This is a genomic window from Salicibibacter cibarius (assembly GCF_016495725.1).
Taxonomy (GTDB): Bacteria; Bacillota; Bacilli; order Bacillales; family Marinococcaceae; genus Salicibibacter; species Salicibibacter cibarius.
The window spans coordinates 1132840-1149697 of record NZ_CP054705.1 but is presented as its reverse complement, the minus strand read 5'-3'; the positions used below and the strand labels follow the sequence as shown (position 1 = coordinate 1149697).

Genomic DNA, 16858 nt, shown 5'->3' with positions numbered 1-16858 from the left:
CCCTCAAAGGAAAAGAAAACTGCCGCTAGAGGGACGAGAGAGGAAAAGTAATCCCTCAAACGGAGGTCGAGCTACTCCGAGAGGAACAAGAGATGCAAAGTAATCACTCAAACGGAGGTTGAGCTACTCCGAGAGGTACAAGAGACGCAAAGTAATCACTCAAACGGAGGTCGAGCTACTCCGAGAGGTACAAGAGACGCAAAGTAATCACTCAAACGGAGGTCGAGCTACTCCGAGAGGTACAAGAGACGCAAAGTAATCACTCAAACGGAGGTCGAGCTACTCCGAGAGGTACAAGAGACGCAAAGTAATCACTCAAACAGAGGTCGAGCTACTCCGAGAGGTACAAGAGACGCAAAGTAATCACTCAAACGGAGGTCGAGCTACTCCGAGAGGTACAAGAGACGCAAAGTAATCACTCAAACGGAGGTCGAGCTACTCCGAGAGGTACAAGAGACGCAAAGTAATCACTCAAACGGAGGTCGAGCTACTTCGAGAGGAACAAGAGACGCAAAGTAATCCCTCAAACGGAGGTTGAGCTACTCCGAGAGGTACAAGATGTTTATGATAATCGCCTACCTTAAAAAGACCCAGAATATACGCTGGGTCTAGGACTATTTATTTTCGTTTATGTCGGGTTATTTTGCCGATGAAGATGTCATGGATTCAGCGATAGCGGACATTTCTTCGGACTCCATTGAATCGGAAGCAATGATAAACTCAATTCCGCCACTCGTCCATGTCAGTGTTTCCTCTGACATGACACCTACCACATCCCCCAAAACTTCCGGCTCACCATAGCCTAATTCCGTTGGCGATGTTCCGGAAGCGGCAGAGATGCTTGCCGGCTGTTGGATAATGGTAAACGGTTGGTCTCCTTCATAGGTTAAAATCACACGTTTTCCTACATCTGTCTCAACTTCTTCACTTTCGGCCAACTCTGTATTCGCCGGTTCATGGGATGGCATAAACACGTCAAAGGTTGTTGCACCCTCTTCTTCTTCCTCAACCGCTGTCGGTTCTTCCCCTTCTTCCCCGCTCTCCATATTGGCATCCATATCGAATTCTTCCCTTTCCAATGTTTCGTTGAGCGTGAACGATTCGAATACGACTTCCACTAAAGTATTATAGTCTTCGTCAAACACCCGAACCGCGTGCGGGGATAAATCATCACTGTTGAGCACAATTTCTTGTTGATGAAGGTTTTGATTTTGATAATTCGTATTCGTTTCAAATACGTACCGATCCTCTTCCACGGCAAATTCGCGTTCGGTATCTGTTAATATATCCCCGATTAACGACTCATACAAATAGATTTGGCTGTTATTATTCGGCCAATCGCTTTGAAACCGAAAACTTTTATTCAGTGCCGGAGTGAGCAGAAAAACACCTTCATCATTCCGCAGAATCATTTGATTCTGTTCCTCGTCTTCATTTTGCAGTTCTACACGATAGTAACGGTTTTCTTCGTTTTGCATATGCGCAATCTCTACGTCGTATTGCCGTGGCTCTTGTCCTGTTTGCATCGTCATTGTCGCTTCCGTCTGATAACCACTCATTGTCTGCAGTGTCTCATCCAGCTCCTCAATGACTTCTTCTTGTGATTTGTCACCGCAAGCTGCCAACAATAAGACCGAAGCCAATGTTACCAAAGATAGCCATCTTGCTTTTTTCACCGAATATCTCTCCTTTGTCTCAGATGTAACGACAAAGGAGGGTACCTTTTTGAGCAGCTGTTTAAAGATCGATAATGCAAGTGGTCGGGGTGAATCCTCTTAGTGGGTGACATTGCTTTGGCGCCATCGTGATGCCGGTCCCATTTTGTCGCGGCGCGATGGCACGAAAGCAACTACCGTCTTGCCACAACGGGGATTAGAAAACTTGGCTTTTCGCCAAGCTCTTATGGCGAAAAGCCTTAGTTGCACTTATGCAGGTAAGAAAGTTGATTTATACTTTCTTACCTGCCAAGTGATCGCTAAGATTCACAGCCAATATTCCATTTATTGCTCCCTATTATCCATCAACCATTATGGCAGCACCCCGCAATCCAAGACATTCTGTCCCTTCCCACTTACATGGCAGGCCCCTCCTAACCGCAATACATCATATGAGACAACCTGGGCACTTATGCCGGCTCGTCTGAAAGAGAAATATTCATATGAAAAATACAGAGGGACCTGCAACAGTCTAATACAGCCTGTCGGAAATAAGCGATCACACCGACGACCGGAAGACTGGACTAGAGCTTCAAACTGGGGTTAGTAATCGATTGGATTAAACGGTCACAGCCCGAGTTAAGGTATCAAAGGCTATCGTCAATGACTGAATGTCTTCTTGCGAAGCAGGACTCCCTGGTCCCCATTAAACGGTTCATGGTGACCGAACACGAAAGCCAATTGCTCGTTCGGTCATCATGAGGCAGCTATGCCGACCGAATTCTTTCGATACAAGCCTTTTCGGTCATCATGAAGCGGCTATGACGCCCGAATTCTTTCGATACAGGCCATTACGGTCATCATAAAACGGTTATGGCGACCGAACACGAGAACCGACCGTTGTTTCGGTCGCCATGATGCGGTAAATTGTCCGTTAGGGAGCCAGAAGCGTGCCGACCGAACTTCTTCCATCTGTCCCCATGATCGGGTAATTAAGCCATCTTGCACTAATGCAGAACGTCTGCAATGCGTGATCACCTGGCATTGCGAGGCCCCGTATATTGGAAAAAAACCTAATATTAGTCGCCATCCGGTGATCGTGGCGCCAAAAGGGGAAGCGCCCAATGTTCATCGTCACCCGATGATTGTGTTGCCCACGTGGGGCCCGGAAAACGTTAGGGCGCCAACATTGGAGCCCTAAAGCGTGGCGATTGCCGTTTTTGGCTGATATATTGATGTTTTTCGGCTCATATCGAGGCGTTTTCGGTTGATTAAAGTCATTTCTTAAAAGCCCATGTTTTTCGTTCACAGAAACATCGTGAGAAGTAGCCAAACGATCTAAAATCTGAGCTACCGCTGAAAAAAGACCGATAGGCGCTTACTATCGATCTAAAATCCACGCGACCGCCGAAAGCAAATCGATAGGTGACTTCTATCGATCCGAAATCTAAGTGATCGCCGAAAACAGACCGATAGGCGTTTTCTATCGGGCTACTTCGTTCGAAAAACGATCACCACGCCCCTGCCTTTCCCCTAAACTGTCTCCAAAATGACTTGACCGATTGCATAGTCGCGGGAATGAGAAATGGAGGCGTGCACGTGGATTGAATCATCGAGCTTTGGGCAAATCAGCAGAGGCGCCCCGCCTTCTGTATGAAAAACCTCCACGTCTTTCCAATTGATCGCTTCGCCGATCCCGCTTCCATTCGCTTTTGCGAATGCCTCTTTAATCGCGAATCTTCCGGTGATAAATTCTATTTTTCGGCGATCAGTCATTTCATCCAACCTTTTTTGTTCTTCCACTGTTAAAATTCTTGATATGAAACGGGGTTGCCTTGAAATAACCATTTCCATTCTTTTACATTCCGCAATATCGATGCCGGTGCCTACAATCATTTCTGCTCCTCCTCATGTTCTCTTTCTCATTCGATCATGCACATCGTCATATGATAGAATATTAGGAAGCGTCGGAAACAGCTCTTTGGAAAGGGTGGTCTAATGTTCGTCCGTAATGAATCATTTTATTCGTTCACGCGTAACTATCCGGTCATAACAACATTACTTAGCATACATTTAATTTTGTTTCTCGTTGTAACACTCGGTCAGTGGGGGATATTTCCTCCCGGTCTTTTTGTCGAATATTACTTCGTCGGTTTTAACGCCGCGATCTTCGCCGGTGAGTGGTGGCGGCTGTTCACACCGATTTTTTTGCATCTGGGGCTGCAACACGTGTTATTTAATTCATTTGCCCTTTTTTTGTTCGGACCTGCTCTTGAACAGATGCTCGGAAAAGTAAAGTTTATTGCTTTTTATTTTCTGACCGGAGTTACGGCGAATGTTGCCACGTTGCTGTTGGAGGATCTCTCTTACCGCCATGTCGGTGCTTCCGGCGCGATTTACGGACTGCTCGGGTTATATGTATATATGATGCTTTTTCGGAAAGAACTCATCGACCCCCAAAGCCGACAAATCGTTACAATTATTCTCTTCATCGGTATTATCATGACGTTTCTAATGCCCGGCATCAACATTTTGGCACACCTTATCGGTGCATTATCAGGAGTGGCATTTGCTTCGCTGTTTTTAAAAAATGCGCGGCCGTTCGTTCCTTATCAACGGTTCAGACCACCGAAAGATGACGACGGTTCACCGCAATTTAACCCCAACCGCTGGAAAAAAAGACGAGGGCCTCGAGTCAATGGCTCGTGGATCGCTAACACATTGGGAGTCATCTTTATTATTCTCGTTATTGTAGGTGTTTTGGCAAACCTCTTTTTGTAAAACATGCTTTCCAACCTCTATCATGACACCAATAAAAGCAAAAATATTCCAATCAGAGGCGTCATGGATAACAGGTGCGAGCAGGGAATTCGGCTATTTTGCATTCGATCGCCACCTAAAAATGAAAACAGACGAGAGAAACATAAACACATCAATCATTTTTGTCCATCTCTAAACAAAAACCGCCCCGACGCTGGTTCGACAAGCATAAAGTGCTTGTGAAACCAGTAAAGAAAAGGGGCTTTTTCTATGTTTCATTTATCAACCGTAAAGATTGCCCGCGCGTATGGCCCTTTGATAGACACTCATCTTAGGCACGCATTAGTCGGGGCGATCAGGCCGTTGCGATTCACCCCGTGTTTTTTGCAAAATATGACCGATAACTGGATTCGCAGCATAAAAGCTTTTCCCGTCCTCGTCAAATTCAAGCGTGAATCAGACTGTTATCAAAACGGGAGTGCCGTATTCCAATACATCGCTGACGCTCATGTCCGTTGTAAAGTGCAACAATCGTTCCCACGTTTTTCATGCCAAAGCGGCACGTTAACCGCTCAAGCGCTCGAAAAACTATGTAATAACTGCGATGATATTGAAAAAATCTATTTAAATCGTTCCGTAAGCGCACTGCTCAATACCGCTACAGAAACGACTCGTTCCAGCTTTTTACAAGAAAGCGACATCACCGGTGATGGGGCAACCGTCGCGATCCTTGATACCGGCGTGCACCCAAGTAAAGATTTCACCGAACCGGAGAATCGCATTGTAGCTTTTAAAGACTTCATCAACGATCGTACCGATCCGTACGATGATAATGGCCACGGCACGCATTGCGCAGGGAGCGCGGCCGGGAATGGGTATTTATCCGACGGGAAATACGTAGCCCCGGCACCAAATGCGAATATTATCGGTGTCAAAGTGCTTAACAAATCAGGCGCCGGTCCATTATCAAACATCATTGCCGGCATTGATTGGTGCTTGGAAAATAAAGACGCATACAACATTGATATTTTATCCCTATCCTTGGGAAGCCCGGCCTCAGAACCTGCCGACGATGATCCGGTCGTGGAGGCGGTGAACGAAGCCTGGGACGAAGGAATCGTCGTAGTTGCCGCCGCCGGGAATGAAGGCCCGAGTTCCGGCACCATTTCTTCCCCCGGAATCAGTCCCCGGATTATTACCGTAGGTGCCCTCGACGATCAAAACACCCCGGAGCGCGCCGATGATACGGTTGCTTCATTCTCTAGTCGCGGACCGACGATCGATGGAGGAACGAAACCGGACATTCTCGCGCCGGGCGTCGATGTTGTTGCCGTTCGATCGCCGCGTTCGTTTCTCGATAAAATAACAAAATCCAGCCGCGTCGATGATCATTACACGTCCATGTCCGGCACGTCGATGGCCACACCGATCGTTGCCGGCATTTGTGCCCAAATGTTGGAATTAAACAACGACTGGGGACCGGACGACATCAAAACAAGACTGCTCGAAGGCGCAGAAGATATGGGGCTTGACGAAAACACACAAGGCGCAGGCTCCATCGATGCAATGGAAAGTGCAGCTGATTTTGTATAGGTCCTCTGCCGGAAGCTTCCATGGGCTTCCGGCATTAATTTGCTATTTCTTCAATATAGTTTGGGGAGACGGGCGGATCGATTGTTTCGCTTAAATCATATGGTCCGACTTGTTCGATTTCGTCCATAGCCCCATCAAATTCGACATCATGATAGCCAAAATCAGCGGCCGTCAATAAAACGCCTTCGACAAATATCAACAATTGTGTTTCGTCATTTTCACTCCATTCATCCAGACCGGAGTATGATAACAAAACACTTTCGTCGCCGCGTTCATCCACGTCATCCAGTTCAACATAGGGAGGAATCACCGAATCGACATATTCATTTTCTTCCGTTTCCATCCGCTGTAATGTTTCTTCCAGATTCTCATCAGAGGCACCTTCCATATCCAAGCTTTGTCCGGTTACAAGATAAGCATTTCCTTCATCGGCTTGAAAAACATAGTAACCGGCGGATGCTTCGGAGCCAGCATCCTCCTGTTGGAACCATTCCTCCCATTCGGACGGCCACGGTTGCTCTATATCAAAACGGGCAATTTCTTCTAGCCCTTCACGGATTTTCACATCTTCCTGCTCCTGTTCTTCAATGTCCAGTAACGGAGACGCTTGCAACCCAAGTGCATCCGGGTCTATACGATCGAGCATCTCGTCAGCGCCATTCTCTTCTGCGTCCCCGGAATGGTCAACGGTAATTGGCACGATCGTTTCATTGTCAGGAGCTAAAAACGGCAATGCAAGGAGTTGTTGTTCGTTTTGAGAAGCCGCGGGCCGGTAATGAACGTCGGCATACACTTCGTCCATTTCCACTACTCTTCGATCAATGGAATCCTCTTCTTCCACATCTTCCTCTTGCTCATCCTCCTCGCCATTGCTATCGGCCGGGGGTTGGGCGTCTTCTTCCCGCGTCTCTTCTTGTATTTCCTCTTCATCTTCTTCAATAACGATTTCCTCTTGGTCCTCTTCCGTATCTTCATCGACGTCCCCTTCATCCATTGAAGAACGTTCCTCTTCGCGTTCCGCTGTTGACTCAGCGCCGAACTCTCCTTGGGAGGATGGGGAAGGGCCTTGAGAGACGACAATCACTGTCAATACGACGACAGCAGCTGTCGACAGACCCCATACAACCGGTTTTCTAAATCGGCGAACCGACTGCTTGGGTTCTTTCAGTTTCAGCTGGATGTTGCGATAAATCTCTTCTTTGCTGCGCGTATCTTTGATTCCATCGAGCGCTTTTAAATTACGTTCGATTTCGTCTTCGTGATGATTGCGTCTCAAGGTTTCCCTCCTCCCTTTCATCTGTGTTCAAAATCTTTCTAAGTTGTTGAATGGCCCTATGTTGTGTTGTTTTAACTTTGCTCTCTGACCACCCTAACGATTCGGCTGTCTCCCTGACGGATAATGACTGGATAAAACGAAGAATCAGCACTTGGCGATGAGCAAGTGAACAAGTGCCAAGAGCTTCATAGACGACTCGCACTTCATCCTTCTTCACAGCAATTTCTTCAGGCAAAGGATCAGGATCGTGGGCATCAATTTTTTCATTCGACACGATCGTCCCAAACCATTTTCTTTTCTGTCGGTTTTCTTTTCTAATATAATCAATCGCCAAATGCTTCGCTATTGAAAATAACCATGTTTTTTCATTGCTTTTTCCATCAAAATTTTCATACGATCCTAAAACTTTTATATAGACATCTTGCACAAGTTCTTCGGCTACATTTCGATCCCGAACCATATAATAAATAAATTGGTATATGGATTGGTGATATTGTTCATAGAGGCGGTCAAACGTACGATCAGCCACTTCCGTTCCCCCTAACAGTCGTTTTTTAACCGGAAGCGTTACAATTATGTGTCATCATTTTTTATAGTAAAAAAGCAGTCTTTGCTATTATAGCATGGATTGCTCATCCTGCTAGAACCTGATTAAAGTTTTGACAAACGAAAGGGGGTTTCTTAAACTAAAGTGGCAACATTTATTCGGGGAGGAAAACATATGAAACGACCGCTTATTTTTGCTGTTACCGCCACCATGGCGATAACGCTCGCTGCATGCAACGATGCTGAAGACGATTCAGCAGGCGACAACGACCAAGAACTGCCTGAAGAAGAAACGGAAGAGGAAACAGATGACGATTCAGATATCGGAGAAGAACCGGTAGAAGAACCCGAAAATGGAGAAAATGGCTCTGAAGAGGCTTCGGATGGCGACACGGGGACAGAGAATGGAACAGAAGAGGAAGGTGCCGAAGAAGATGGAGCAGAAGAGGAAAATGGCGCGGAAAATGAAGACGGCACAGCCACGGAAGACATCGATCTTCTTTTCTATGATGACGAAGCGTTAAACATGTATCGGGAGTCTCACACAGTGAGCGCTGATTCTACGGAAGAATTGCCTGTTGCCGCGGTGGAAGAATGGTTAAACGGACCGGAAAGTGACGAATTGACAACCCTCCTCAGCGATGAGGGCGTGCACGTCCAATACTTAGAAGATCAAGAGGGCACCGCGCACATATCGTTCTCTCCGGAAATCACCGATGCCAATTTCGGTTCTTCTGCAGAAATCGCTTTTTTGGACCAAGTCGCTCACATCATGATACAGTTTGGCTATGACTCCACTCAATTTCTTCTCGACGGAGAAATAGAGGAATCCCTGCTCGGGCACATTGATACTTCGGAGCCTTACACTCCGGACGATAGTTTGGATTCTTATGAAGAAATCGACGGATGAAACCGGCATATGCCGGTTTTTTTGATGTAACGAAAATGTTAAAAACTTAGGTCTTTCCTATGGATACAACCTTTCTTTTGTCATTTTGTGTAATTGGGATTCATTCCCTGATGCAATAGTCCTTTGTCCTTGTTACTTTGAGATTGCACATATTGATAAAGGAGGTACATAAATCTATGAAACGATTAAAATGGGCGGCTTTGCCGCTTGCCGCTTTTTTTGCTTTTGCGGGGGTTTCAGAAGCCAATGACGGTACGCACGAAGTGAACGAGGGAGAATCGCTTTGGTCGATCGGGATTGATTACGGTGTCGCGACCGAGGACATTAAAGCGGAGAATGGAAAGTCTGAAGATGCGATTAACCCCGGGGAACAACTGGAGATTCCCGAATCCTCCGTCTCACCCGAAGAAGAGGATTTACTGGCCCGCATCATACATGCCGAGGCAAAAGGCGAACCGTATGACGGCAAAGTAGGCGTCGGAACCGTTGTGCTTAACCGCGTGGCCGCTGATGAATTTCCGGATTCCATCAATGGGGTCGTCTATGAGATTGAAGGCGGGAGTTACCAGTTCAGCCCTGTTATGGATGGAACGCTCTATGAACCCGCTGACGATGAAGCGAAACAAGCCGCCCGTGATGCGATTGTCTTCGACGGCCAAGGCCAAGGATCGACCTACTTCTACAATCCTGAAACAGCATCCAACCATTGGAACGCCACAAGAGACGAGACCATTTCAATCGGGGATCACGTCTTTGCGCGTTAATCTTGAGATCGAGAATCGGGGAGGGAAACTTTTCGTCCCCGGTTCTTTTTTATCTTGGGAAAATAACATGGGCAGGAAGTCGAGACATGGAACGGCCATCTGAAAGGCGTGAAAATGTCGGGACAGATCGACACATCTTCTGAAATCTCGGTAAGGTTCATTCTCTCCGGTTGATGACCTAACGCCTTCCCGATCATTAGTTAGGGGTTCATTTAGCTCGGTTGACGACCTAACGGCTTCCGCAGTCTTCAGTTAGGGCCTCATCCGCCTCGGTTGACGACCTAACGGCTCCCGCAAACTTTAGTTAGGGCTTCATCTGCCTCGGTTGGTGACCCGTTTGAGCACAAAACCCTTCCATATCCAGCACTCATAGATTGTTTCAAACATTACCTCATGTAACTAAAATGATAATTTCCGTTTTCACGCCTGTTATGGCAGTTTTTTTGTTGAAACATATTTTCGTTGGGTATTTTTACCTGATGCTTTTGTCATGCTCCCTTGTTATCTTCCAAGTGTACCAAAAACAGAGGAGGCTTTAATGAGCGATGAAACGATTAAAAATCGCGACTCTCCCCTTGGCTTTGTTCTTCGTCTTTATAGACGTTTCAATGGCCAATGCTCATATACACACGGTTGATGAAGGAGAATCCCTTTGGTCGATAGGTTCGGACTATGGTGTAGCACCGGAAGATATTCGAGAATTAAACGGAAAACCTGATGGCGCCCTTCACGCAGGTGAAGAATTGGAACTTCCATCTTCGCTAGCGGCCACGTCTGAGGAGGAAGATCTTCTTGCCCGTCTCATCCACGCGGAAGCGAAAGGCGAGCCCTATGAAGGAAAAGTAGCCGTTGGAGCAGTTATTCTTAATCGTGTTGCGGATGATCAGTTCCCGGATTCCATTCATGACATTGTTCATGAGGTTTCCCCAAGCGGCCATTATCAATTTAGTCCTGTTCTTGACGGAACGATCGATGAACCGGCAGCCGAAGACGCTAAACAAGCAGCCCACGAAGCGTTGGCAACAGACGGAGAAGAATATGAGGCACTGTTTTTCTACAATCCTGAAACTGCGGACATTCATTGGAATGCCACGCAAGAAGAACTAAAAGTCATAGGGAACCACGTCTTTTCGCGTTAACTGAGCAAAAAAACCGGGTGCAGGGGAATGTCCTTGTGCCCGGTTTTTGTTTGATGATGATTATTGATACTTTTATAAAATAAATCCGTAAATTGCAATATTAAATGCAACACTTCCATCATAGGGGAGTGTCTTCAGCTTATCAATCTCATGCGTTAACACAGAGCCATGACTGCTACGGCTTGCACACCTCCTAAATAACAACAACAAAAAAAGAGCGGAGCATCACCCCGCTCTCCTCTATTCTTATTGCAACAACTGAAGGACGTTTTGCGGCAATTGGTTGGCTTGTGCAAGCATGGACTGGGAGGCTTGTGAAAGAATGTTGCTTTGTGTGAATTCCATCATTTCTTGAGCCATATCCGTGTCTCGAATGCGAGATTCTGCCGCTTGAAGGTTTTCGGATGCGTTATCAAGGTTGGAAATTGTATGCTCGAGACGATTTTGTACGGCACCCAAATCAGAACGTTGAGTGGAGACATCGTTTATGGCTTCGTTAATTTGATCAATGGCAGCATCAGCCGCACTTTGATTTGAAACATCAATACCATCGCCACTTGATGCGGGGATCGTACCCTGCTCAGGATCATCCTCATCGACTTCAACATTCACTGTGCTGGCTCCGTCTGCTGCAACAACGTCCCCATCCTCCACTTCGACTTCACTGTACCAAGATCCATCTTCAGCAAGATAGGCGGTGGTATCTCCTTCTGCACTAGTAAAAACAGATGTTTCTACCCCATCTTCCACTTCCGATTCTGCAATGCTCCCGGTAATCGCTTCAGAACCTTCTCCATCGCCTGCTACGCCCAATGCTTCCGCAGACATCAAATCGATGTTCACTTCAATATTTTCATCGGAATTTGCCCCGATAAGAAAAGTCAAAGATTCATCTTCAAAATCCCCGTTGAGTAGTTGTTGATCATTGAATGTTGTGTTGTCCGATATACGATCAATCTCTTCAGCGAGGGCATCAACTTCTGCTTGAATGGCTTCGCGATCGACGTCATCTTGATTGGTATCATTCGCAGATTGCACGGCCAATTCTCTCATTCGTTGTAAGATTTGGTGTGTTTCATCCAATGCCCCTTCAGCAGTTTGAATTAAAGAAATGCCATCTTGGGCGTTACTACTTGCTTGATCGAGGCCACGGATTTGTGCCCGCATCTTTTCGGAGATGGCAAGCCCTGCCGCGTCATCTCCCGCACGGTTGATTTGCTCGCCTGAGGACAACTTCTCCATGGAACTTTGCATGTTATTCTGGTTGACGCCCAGTTGACGGTGCGCGTTCATCGCGCTTAGGTTGTTGTTGATAATCATGCTGATCATCCCTCCGTAGATTTAATGTGGGCCACATCCTTGTGTCCCTTTATATACAACCCCTGTTTCCAGGAGAATGTACCAGGTTTTTAGTACTAATTACCCTTCTAATTTACGTATCGGCAGGATGAAAAAAATATTAACCTTTCCATGAAAAAAACTTACTCACTTATTATTCTTGAATCAACCAAACATTCTGATCGACCGATCCTTTCATCTTTTCGTGCGGCTAAACCGAAAAAATTGCACTTGTTATCATCTCTTCTTAAATAGGCCACTCAAATAAAGGTTTATTTATGAATATTTAGACATATAATAGCGAAACTTAAATAAAAATTGACATAGACAGTTACATAGGGCAGTCTATGTCAATTGGATTCACCCAAGCCATTGTATTAATTTTGATAGAGGAAAAGGAATCGGCAAGTTTTCATCCGATACTCGCTATGCAGAAAGCAATACTCCCAAGCATCGTTCCTCGTGTACCCACCATTCGTTTCCGGATTGATATGCATACGTCAAACGGTTGTCATCGCACCATCGTCCAGAGACCTCATGATACGATTCATATCGGTGTATAAACGAAACTTTAAAACAAATTCGCATTAACCTTGGTTTTTGTTATAATTAAAGAGAGAAAGGGGGCTTACTTTGCTTGACCATTCCAGCATGTTCACGAAAAAAGAAGAGATAGCAAACGCGGTCACCCATGGGATCGGAAGCCTTCTGAGCATCGCGGCGCTTGTGCTGCTCATTGTTTACGCGACCCACATCGGCACCCCTTTACACATCGTCAGTGTTTCCATTTTCGGCGCCACGATGTTGTTGCTTTATGTATGCTCGACGCTCGTCCATAGTTTTCCGAAAGGGAAAGCAAAAAACCTGTTTGAAATCCTCGATCATTCTTCGATCTACTTGTTTATTGCCGGGACGTATACCCCAGTCCTTTTCCATGCCTTGGATGGCGCTTTAAGTTGGGCATTGTTTGGCATCATATGGGGGCTCGCGATCACCGGGATTGTGTTTAAGGCCCTTTTTGTTAAACGATTTCGCGTGTTGTCTACGCTCATTTATATTGTGATGGGGTGGATTATCGTTATCGCTTGGGGCCCCCTTGCCGCTGTAGTTCCAACGGGTGGATTAGTGTTACTCCTCATCGGTGGCGTTTTCTACACGACAGGCGCATTTTTTTATCTGTGGGGCCGCTTTCCTTATCATCACGCCATTTGGCACATCTTTGTCATTGCCGGGTCCGCTGCCCACTTTTTCGCGATCCTATTCTATGTTATCCCCCTTTAATCCCTTCGAGGGCAAGATCGGGGGAGTAAAATTTCGAAAGTGTTCATTTTTATTTAGCGGAAATGGTTAACTTAGTTTAGCAGTTCCAGCAACCCGGTTTTATGCGATATAAAATCAGTACATTAATTGAAATTAGACCGTTAGACGCTTCTTTACGATATTAAATCAGTGCATTTGCCAAAATTAGATCGCAAGACGACTCCATACGATATTAAATCAGCGTATTTGCTAAAATTAGATCGCAAAACGACTTCTTACGATAGTAAATAAGCATATTCGCTAAAATTAAACCGTAAAACGACTTCTTACGATATAATATCAGTGCATTTGCCAAAATTAGATCGCAAGACGACTCTTTACGATATTAAATCAGTGCATTCGCTAAAATTAAACCGTAAAACGACTTCTTACGATATAATATCAGTGCATTCGCTAAAATTAGACCGCAAGACGCCCCCCATGTGATATCGTCTGCAAGAAATGGTGCTAGTCCGAGACCTAGATCCGAGCCCTAGACGCATCGGATATTTGCACTTTTGCCCTAGAGTTTTAACCTGTCATCCTCCCATAAAAAGGCAGGCGAGCCTTATTAAGCCCACCTGCTGCTTATCTTTTTTCCTATTCGGTTATGAACATTTGCGTCCAATATTGGCCGTAACTGCCACCTTCAACATGGCCGATGCCGATGTGTGTGAAGTCTTCGTTAAGAATGTTGGCACGATGTCCATCCGAATTCATCCAACCTTCAACGACTTGTTCAGGGGATTGCTGTCCGGCGGCAATATTTTCACCCGCGCCCATATAATCAATGCCGAACTCATCCATCATATCAAATGGCGAGCCGTAATTCGGGCTATCGTGGGAAAAATAATCGCTATCGCGCATGTCTTCGGATTTCGCACGGGCCACATCGGAAAGGTCGCTATGCGCTTCCAACGGCTGAAGGCCTTGAGCTTCTCTTTCTTCATTCGTCAAGCGAACAACTTCTTGTTCAAATTCACTTTCCGTCTCGAAGTTTTGATCATTATTTTGCTCATTGTCTTGCTCTTCATATTGGCCGTCGCCCGGTTCTTGCTGGTCGTCATTTCCTTCTTCTTCATTGGAACCTTCATTGTTTTCTTCCGGTTGCTCTTGCTCCGGCTGTTCTTCATCAGACGGTTCTTCTTCCGGTTGACCTTCTTCTTTCTCATTCTCTTCAGCTTCGTCATCTGCCGGTTTATCCTTATCTTCTTGACCTTCATCTACGTCTTCCGGGATTTGAAGATCGAGCTCCTCGCTAATGACTTTGATCTTATCTTCTACCGTCTCCCATTCTTCGCCGGAGACGTTAAAGCTTCCGGCATAACCGAAAACGGCGATCGATTTATGATCATCCCCCTCTATGTATCTGACATCCTCTTCCTCTGCCATCGCTCCTGCCGGAACGAGTAAAAAAGCTGACAATGCTAATAAATATTTTTGCATGTATAAGCACCTCCTGATATGTATTATGGCAACGCAAAACGCCCGTGAAAAGGGGAGGGAAGATTATACCATGGTCCAAATGTTGGCACCGATAGTAAGATTGCGAAAGATATTTACAATAGTTTTTCAAAGATTTCAAGGCAACAAAAACAAGACTACGTTTCGATAAAAAACAATATCAATCGTATTAAAAAATAAGCACCAGCTTCATTCATAAGCCAGTGCTCCTATGTCACATTTTTAAATATCGCCGTCTTCTTCACCCATGTCGTCGCCTTCTTCTGGCATGCCTGGGTCATCATCCATATCCCCGTTACACGCTGCGAGCATTCCTACCGCGAATACACCGGAAAGCAAAGAATACAACCATTTCTTGTTCATGTTGGTTTCCTCCTTTTTGTAACTCAATAATCTATATCCATTTTAGCAAAAAAATATGCGTCCCACCCTGCTTTTCGAGATTCTTTTACAATAATACGATTTTTTTATATATTACCGGAACGTCGTTTGACAGTATAGTAAATCAACCCGGCAATAAGCAAAATTAACACGATCCCAAGAATAAGAAGCAGCATTTCCGTGTCCCCGGCGGCTACACTGGTGCCCATTAAGGTGAAAACGATAACTCCAGGCAAAATGCCGATTGCTGTCGCCGTGATATATTTAAGAAAAGGCGTTTGCGCGAATCCGCAAACATAACTGATTAGATCAAAGCTAAGCATCGGGAAGAGCCGTAAAAATAACACGTAATAAAACCCGTAGCGTAACAGTTGGTTTCTAAAGACAAGCAACCGCCCGCCTTGCATCTTTTTTTCTATCCACCGGCCCCCGAGGTACTGAGCCATAAAATAACCCAATGCCGCCGCAAAGAGCGAACCGATGATGGTGAGTACCGCTCCGCCCCACAGACCAAAAAGCAGCCCGCCGACAAAACCAACAACGGAAGCGGGGGCAAAAAAGATGGGCCGCAATCCGCTGAGAAGAAGAAATAACAGCGGCGCAAAAATCCCAAATCCTTCGATATAATCACGAAGACGTGCCGGACTCCAGGCATCGCCGACTTGCGAGGCCATATAAACGATGACGATGACAGCAATGCCAACGAAGATCCCTTTTATCTTTCCCTTGTCCATATAAAACCGTCCTTTTTCACTTTCAATGACATTTGCTTTTCTCTCAACCCGGACTGTTGTAGAATAATAAGGGTATCCTCAAGTAAAGTAGGTGGAACGATGAAGTTAGTAGCGATCGACATGGACGGAACATTACTACATACAGAAAAAGAAATCAGTGATCACACGGTTTCCGCTATTCAGCGTCTTCAAAAGGAGGGGCACGCCTTTATCATCGCAACCGGCCGCACCTTGCAAGACGCCAAAAAAATTGTCTCAACCGCCGGCATCCCGGCTGACGGTTATATTTGTGCAAACGGTGCAATGATCGCCGACCGCAACGGCCATATTTTAACGGAAAAACACCTTGGTCTTCACGTTGCCACCGATATCGCTTCCTGGTTGCACGAACGGCAATTTTATTTTCATCTGGCAACGTCCGAAGGGATTTATACGACGGACGGCACCTATCAGTTCTTTTTGGATGACCTACACGCGTATGCCCGCGAAAAAAACGACGGGGGGAAAATGGCAGCCATCATACGGGATCAAGCTGATCGCCAGCTCAACAATATGGGAGTTAAGATGCTTCCGTCTCCCGAGGATATCCCGGGTTATGATTTTACCGCTTATAAATTTCTCGTTCTCTCCCTATTCCCGCAAAAATTACAAACCATTCGCACCGCTTGGGAACCAAACCCGAGCATCGCTCTGACATCTTCGGGCAGAGACAACATTGAACTCATGCCTTTTGATGCCGAAAAAGGCAGCGGATTGACGTTGATGGCAAAGCAGCTCGGCGTCACTCCCGCAAACACGGTCGCGATCGGCGATAATTATAATGACTTGTCCATGTTTAAGACAGCCGGCCTCAGCATTGCCATGGGCAACGCTGAAGCAGAGGTCAAACAATATGCCGATACGGAAACCGCCGATAATGATGACAATGGTGTCGCAAAAGCAATTGAAACACACATTTTCGGTATTCGGCAATAATGCCCGTCTATTGGTGTATGCGCT

The 16858-nt window shown here is 46.0% G+C and carries 15 protein-coding genes; 7 read left to right on the top strand and 8 right to left on the bottom strand.

Translation table 11 applies throughout. The features are described 5' to 3' along the window. Nucleotides 1-638: 638 nt before the first annotated feature. Entirely contained in the window at nucleotides 639-1676 is a 1038-nt protein-coding gene (locus HUG15_RS06050) for a LolA family protein (protein ID WP_200127801.1), read from the bottom strand. Nucleotides 1677-3188: 1512 nt separating this feature from the next. Next, nucleotides 3189-3551: a holo-ACP synthase gene (acpS, locus tag HUG15_RS06045; RefSeq protein WP_200127799.1), complete on the bottom strand. Its 363-nt coding sequence runs from the start codon at nucleotides 3549-3551 to the stop codon at nucleotides 3189-3191. Nucleotides 3552-3653: 102 nt separating this feature from the next. Between acpS and HUG15_RS06040 the strand changes: the two genes are divergently transcribed. Together HUG15_RS06040 and HUG15_RS06035 are read left to right on the top strand one after the other, a co-directional pair. Further along, the gene (locus HUG15_RS06040; protein ID WP_200127797.1) at nucleotides 3654-4436 is read left to right on the top strand and encodes a rhomboid family intramembrane serine protease; all 783 of its coding nucleotides are present in this window, start codon (nucleotides 3654-3656) and stop codon (nucleotides 4434-4436) included. A gap of 249 nt (nucleotides 4437-4685) precedes the next feature. Then, on the top strand, nucleotides 4686-6008 hold the full coding sequence (locus HUG15_RS06035) for a S8 family peptidase (RefSeq protein WP_200127795.1): 1323 nt from the start codon (nucleotides 4686-4688) through the stop codon (nucleotides 6006-6008). A 34-nt stretch (nucleotides 6009-6042) separates the two neighbouring features. On the opposite strand, the gene HUG15_RS06030 is transcribed toward HUG15_RS06035, so the two are convergent. Both HUG15_RS06030 and HUG15_RS06025 read right to left on the bottom strand, forming a co-directional pair. Beyond that, complete coding sequence (locus HUG15_RS06030) at nucleotides 6043-7284, bottom strand: hypothetical protein (RefSeq protein ID WP_200127793.1); 1242 nt, start codon at nucleotides 7282-7284, stop codon at nucleotides 6043-6045. Continuing rightward, nucleotides 7247-7813, bottom strand: a complete 567-nt coding sequence (locus HUG15_RS06025) for an RNA polymerase sigma factor SigX (protein ID WP_200127791.1) — start codon at nucleotides 7811-7813, stop codon at nucleotides 7247-7249. Before HUG15_RS06025 ends, HUG15_RS06030 begins: the two co-directional genes overlap by 38 nt. Nucleotides 7814-8005: 192 nt before the next feature. Here HUG15_RS06025 and HUG15_RS06020 point away from each other — a divergent pair, with 192 nt between their 5' ends. From HUG15_RS06020 to HUG15_RS06010, 3 genes are all read left to right on the top strand, one after another. Beyond that, complete coding sequence (locus HUG15_RS06020) at nucleotides 8006-8740, top strand: GerMN domain-containing protein (RefSeq protein WP_200127789.1); 735 nt, start codon at nucleotides 8006-8008, stop codon at nucleotides 8738-8740. Nucleotides 8741-8916: 176 nt separating this feature from the next. Next, entirely contained in the window at nucleotides 8917-9504 is a 588-nt protein-coding gene (locus HUG15_RS06015) for a cell wall hydrolase (RefSeq protein WP_200127787.1), read from the top strand. Between the two features lie 545 nt (nucleotides 9505-10049). Beyond that, entirely contained in the window at nucleotides 10050-10643 is a 594-nt protein-coding gene (locus tag HUG15_RS06010) for a cell wall hydrolase (protein ID WP_200127785.1), read from the top strand. A 246-nt stretch (nucleotides 10644-10889) separates the two neighbouring features. Here the strand turns inward: HUG15_RS06010 and HUG15_RS06005 are convergent, their stop codons facing one another. After that, on the bottom strand, nucleotides 10890-11963 hold the full coding sequence (locus tag HUG15_RS06005) for a flagellin N-terminal helical domain-containing protein (RefSeq protein WP_200127783.1): 1074 nt from the start codon (nucleotides 11961-11963) through the stop codon (nucleotides 10890-10892). Nucleotides 11964-12632: 669 nt separating this feature from the next. Between HUG15_RS06005 and trhA the strand changes: the two genes are divergently transcribed. After that, nucleotides 12633-13262, top strand: a complete 630-nt coding sequence (trhA, locus tag HUG15_RS06000; protein WP_200127781.1) for a PAQR family membrane homeostasis protein TrhA — start codon at nucleotides 12633-12635, stop codon at nucleotides 13260-13262. Nucleotides 13263-13880: 618 nt separating this feature from the next. Here trhA and HUG15_RS05995 read toward each other — a convergent pair. The 3 genes from HUG15_RS05995 to HUG15_RS05985 form a co-directional block, all read right to left on the bottom strand. Beyond that, nucleotides 13881-14726 (bottom strand): CAP domain-containing protein, encoded by an 846-nt coding sequence (locus tag HUG15_RS05995; protein WP_246516512.1) that lies wholly within the window; start codon nucleotides 14724-14726, stop codon nucleotides 13881-13883. Between the two features lie 240 nt (nucleotides 14727-14966). After that, complete coding sequence (locus HUG15_RS05990) at nucleotides 14967-15107, bottom strand: hypothetical protein (protein WP_200127779.1); 141 nt, start codon at nucleotides 15105-15107, stop codon at nucleotides 14967-14969. A gap of 104 nt (nucleotides 15108-15211) precedes the next feature. After that, nucleotides 15212-15859, bottom strand: coding sequence for a TVP38/TMEM64 family protein (locus HUG15_RS05985; protein ID WP_200127777.1), 648 nt, complete (start codon nucleotides 15857-15859; stop codon nucleotides 15212-15214). Nucleotides 15860-15958: 99 nt separating this feature from the next. Here HUG15_RS05985 and HUG15_RS05980 point away from each other — a divergent pair, with 99 nt between their 5' ends. Beyond that, nucleotides 15959-16834: a Cof-type HAD-IIB family hydrolase gene (locus HUG15_RS05980; RefSeq protein ID WP_200127775.1), complete on the top strand. Its 876-nt coding sequence runs from the start codon at nucleotides 15959-15961 to the stop codon at nucleotides 16832-16834. Nucleotides 16835-16858: the final 24 nt, after the last annotated feature.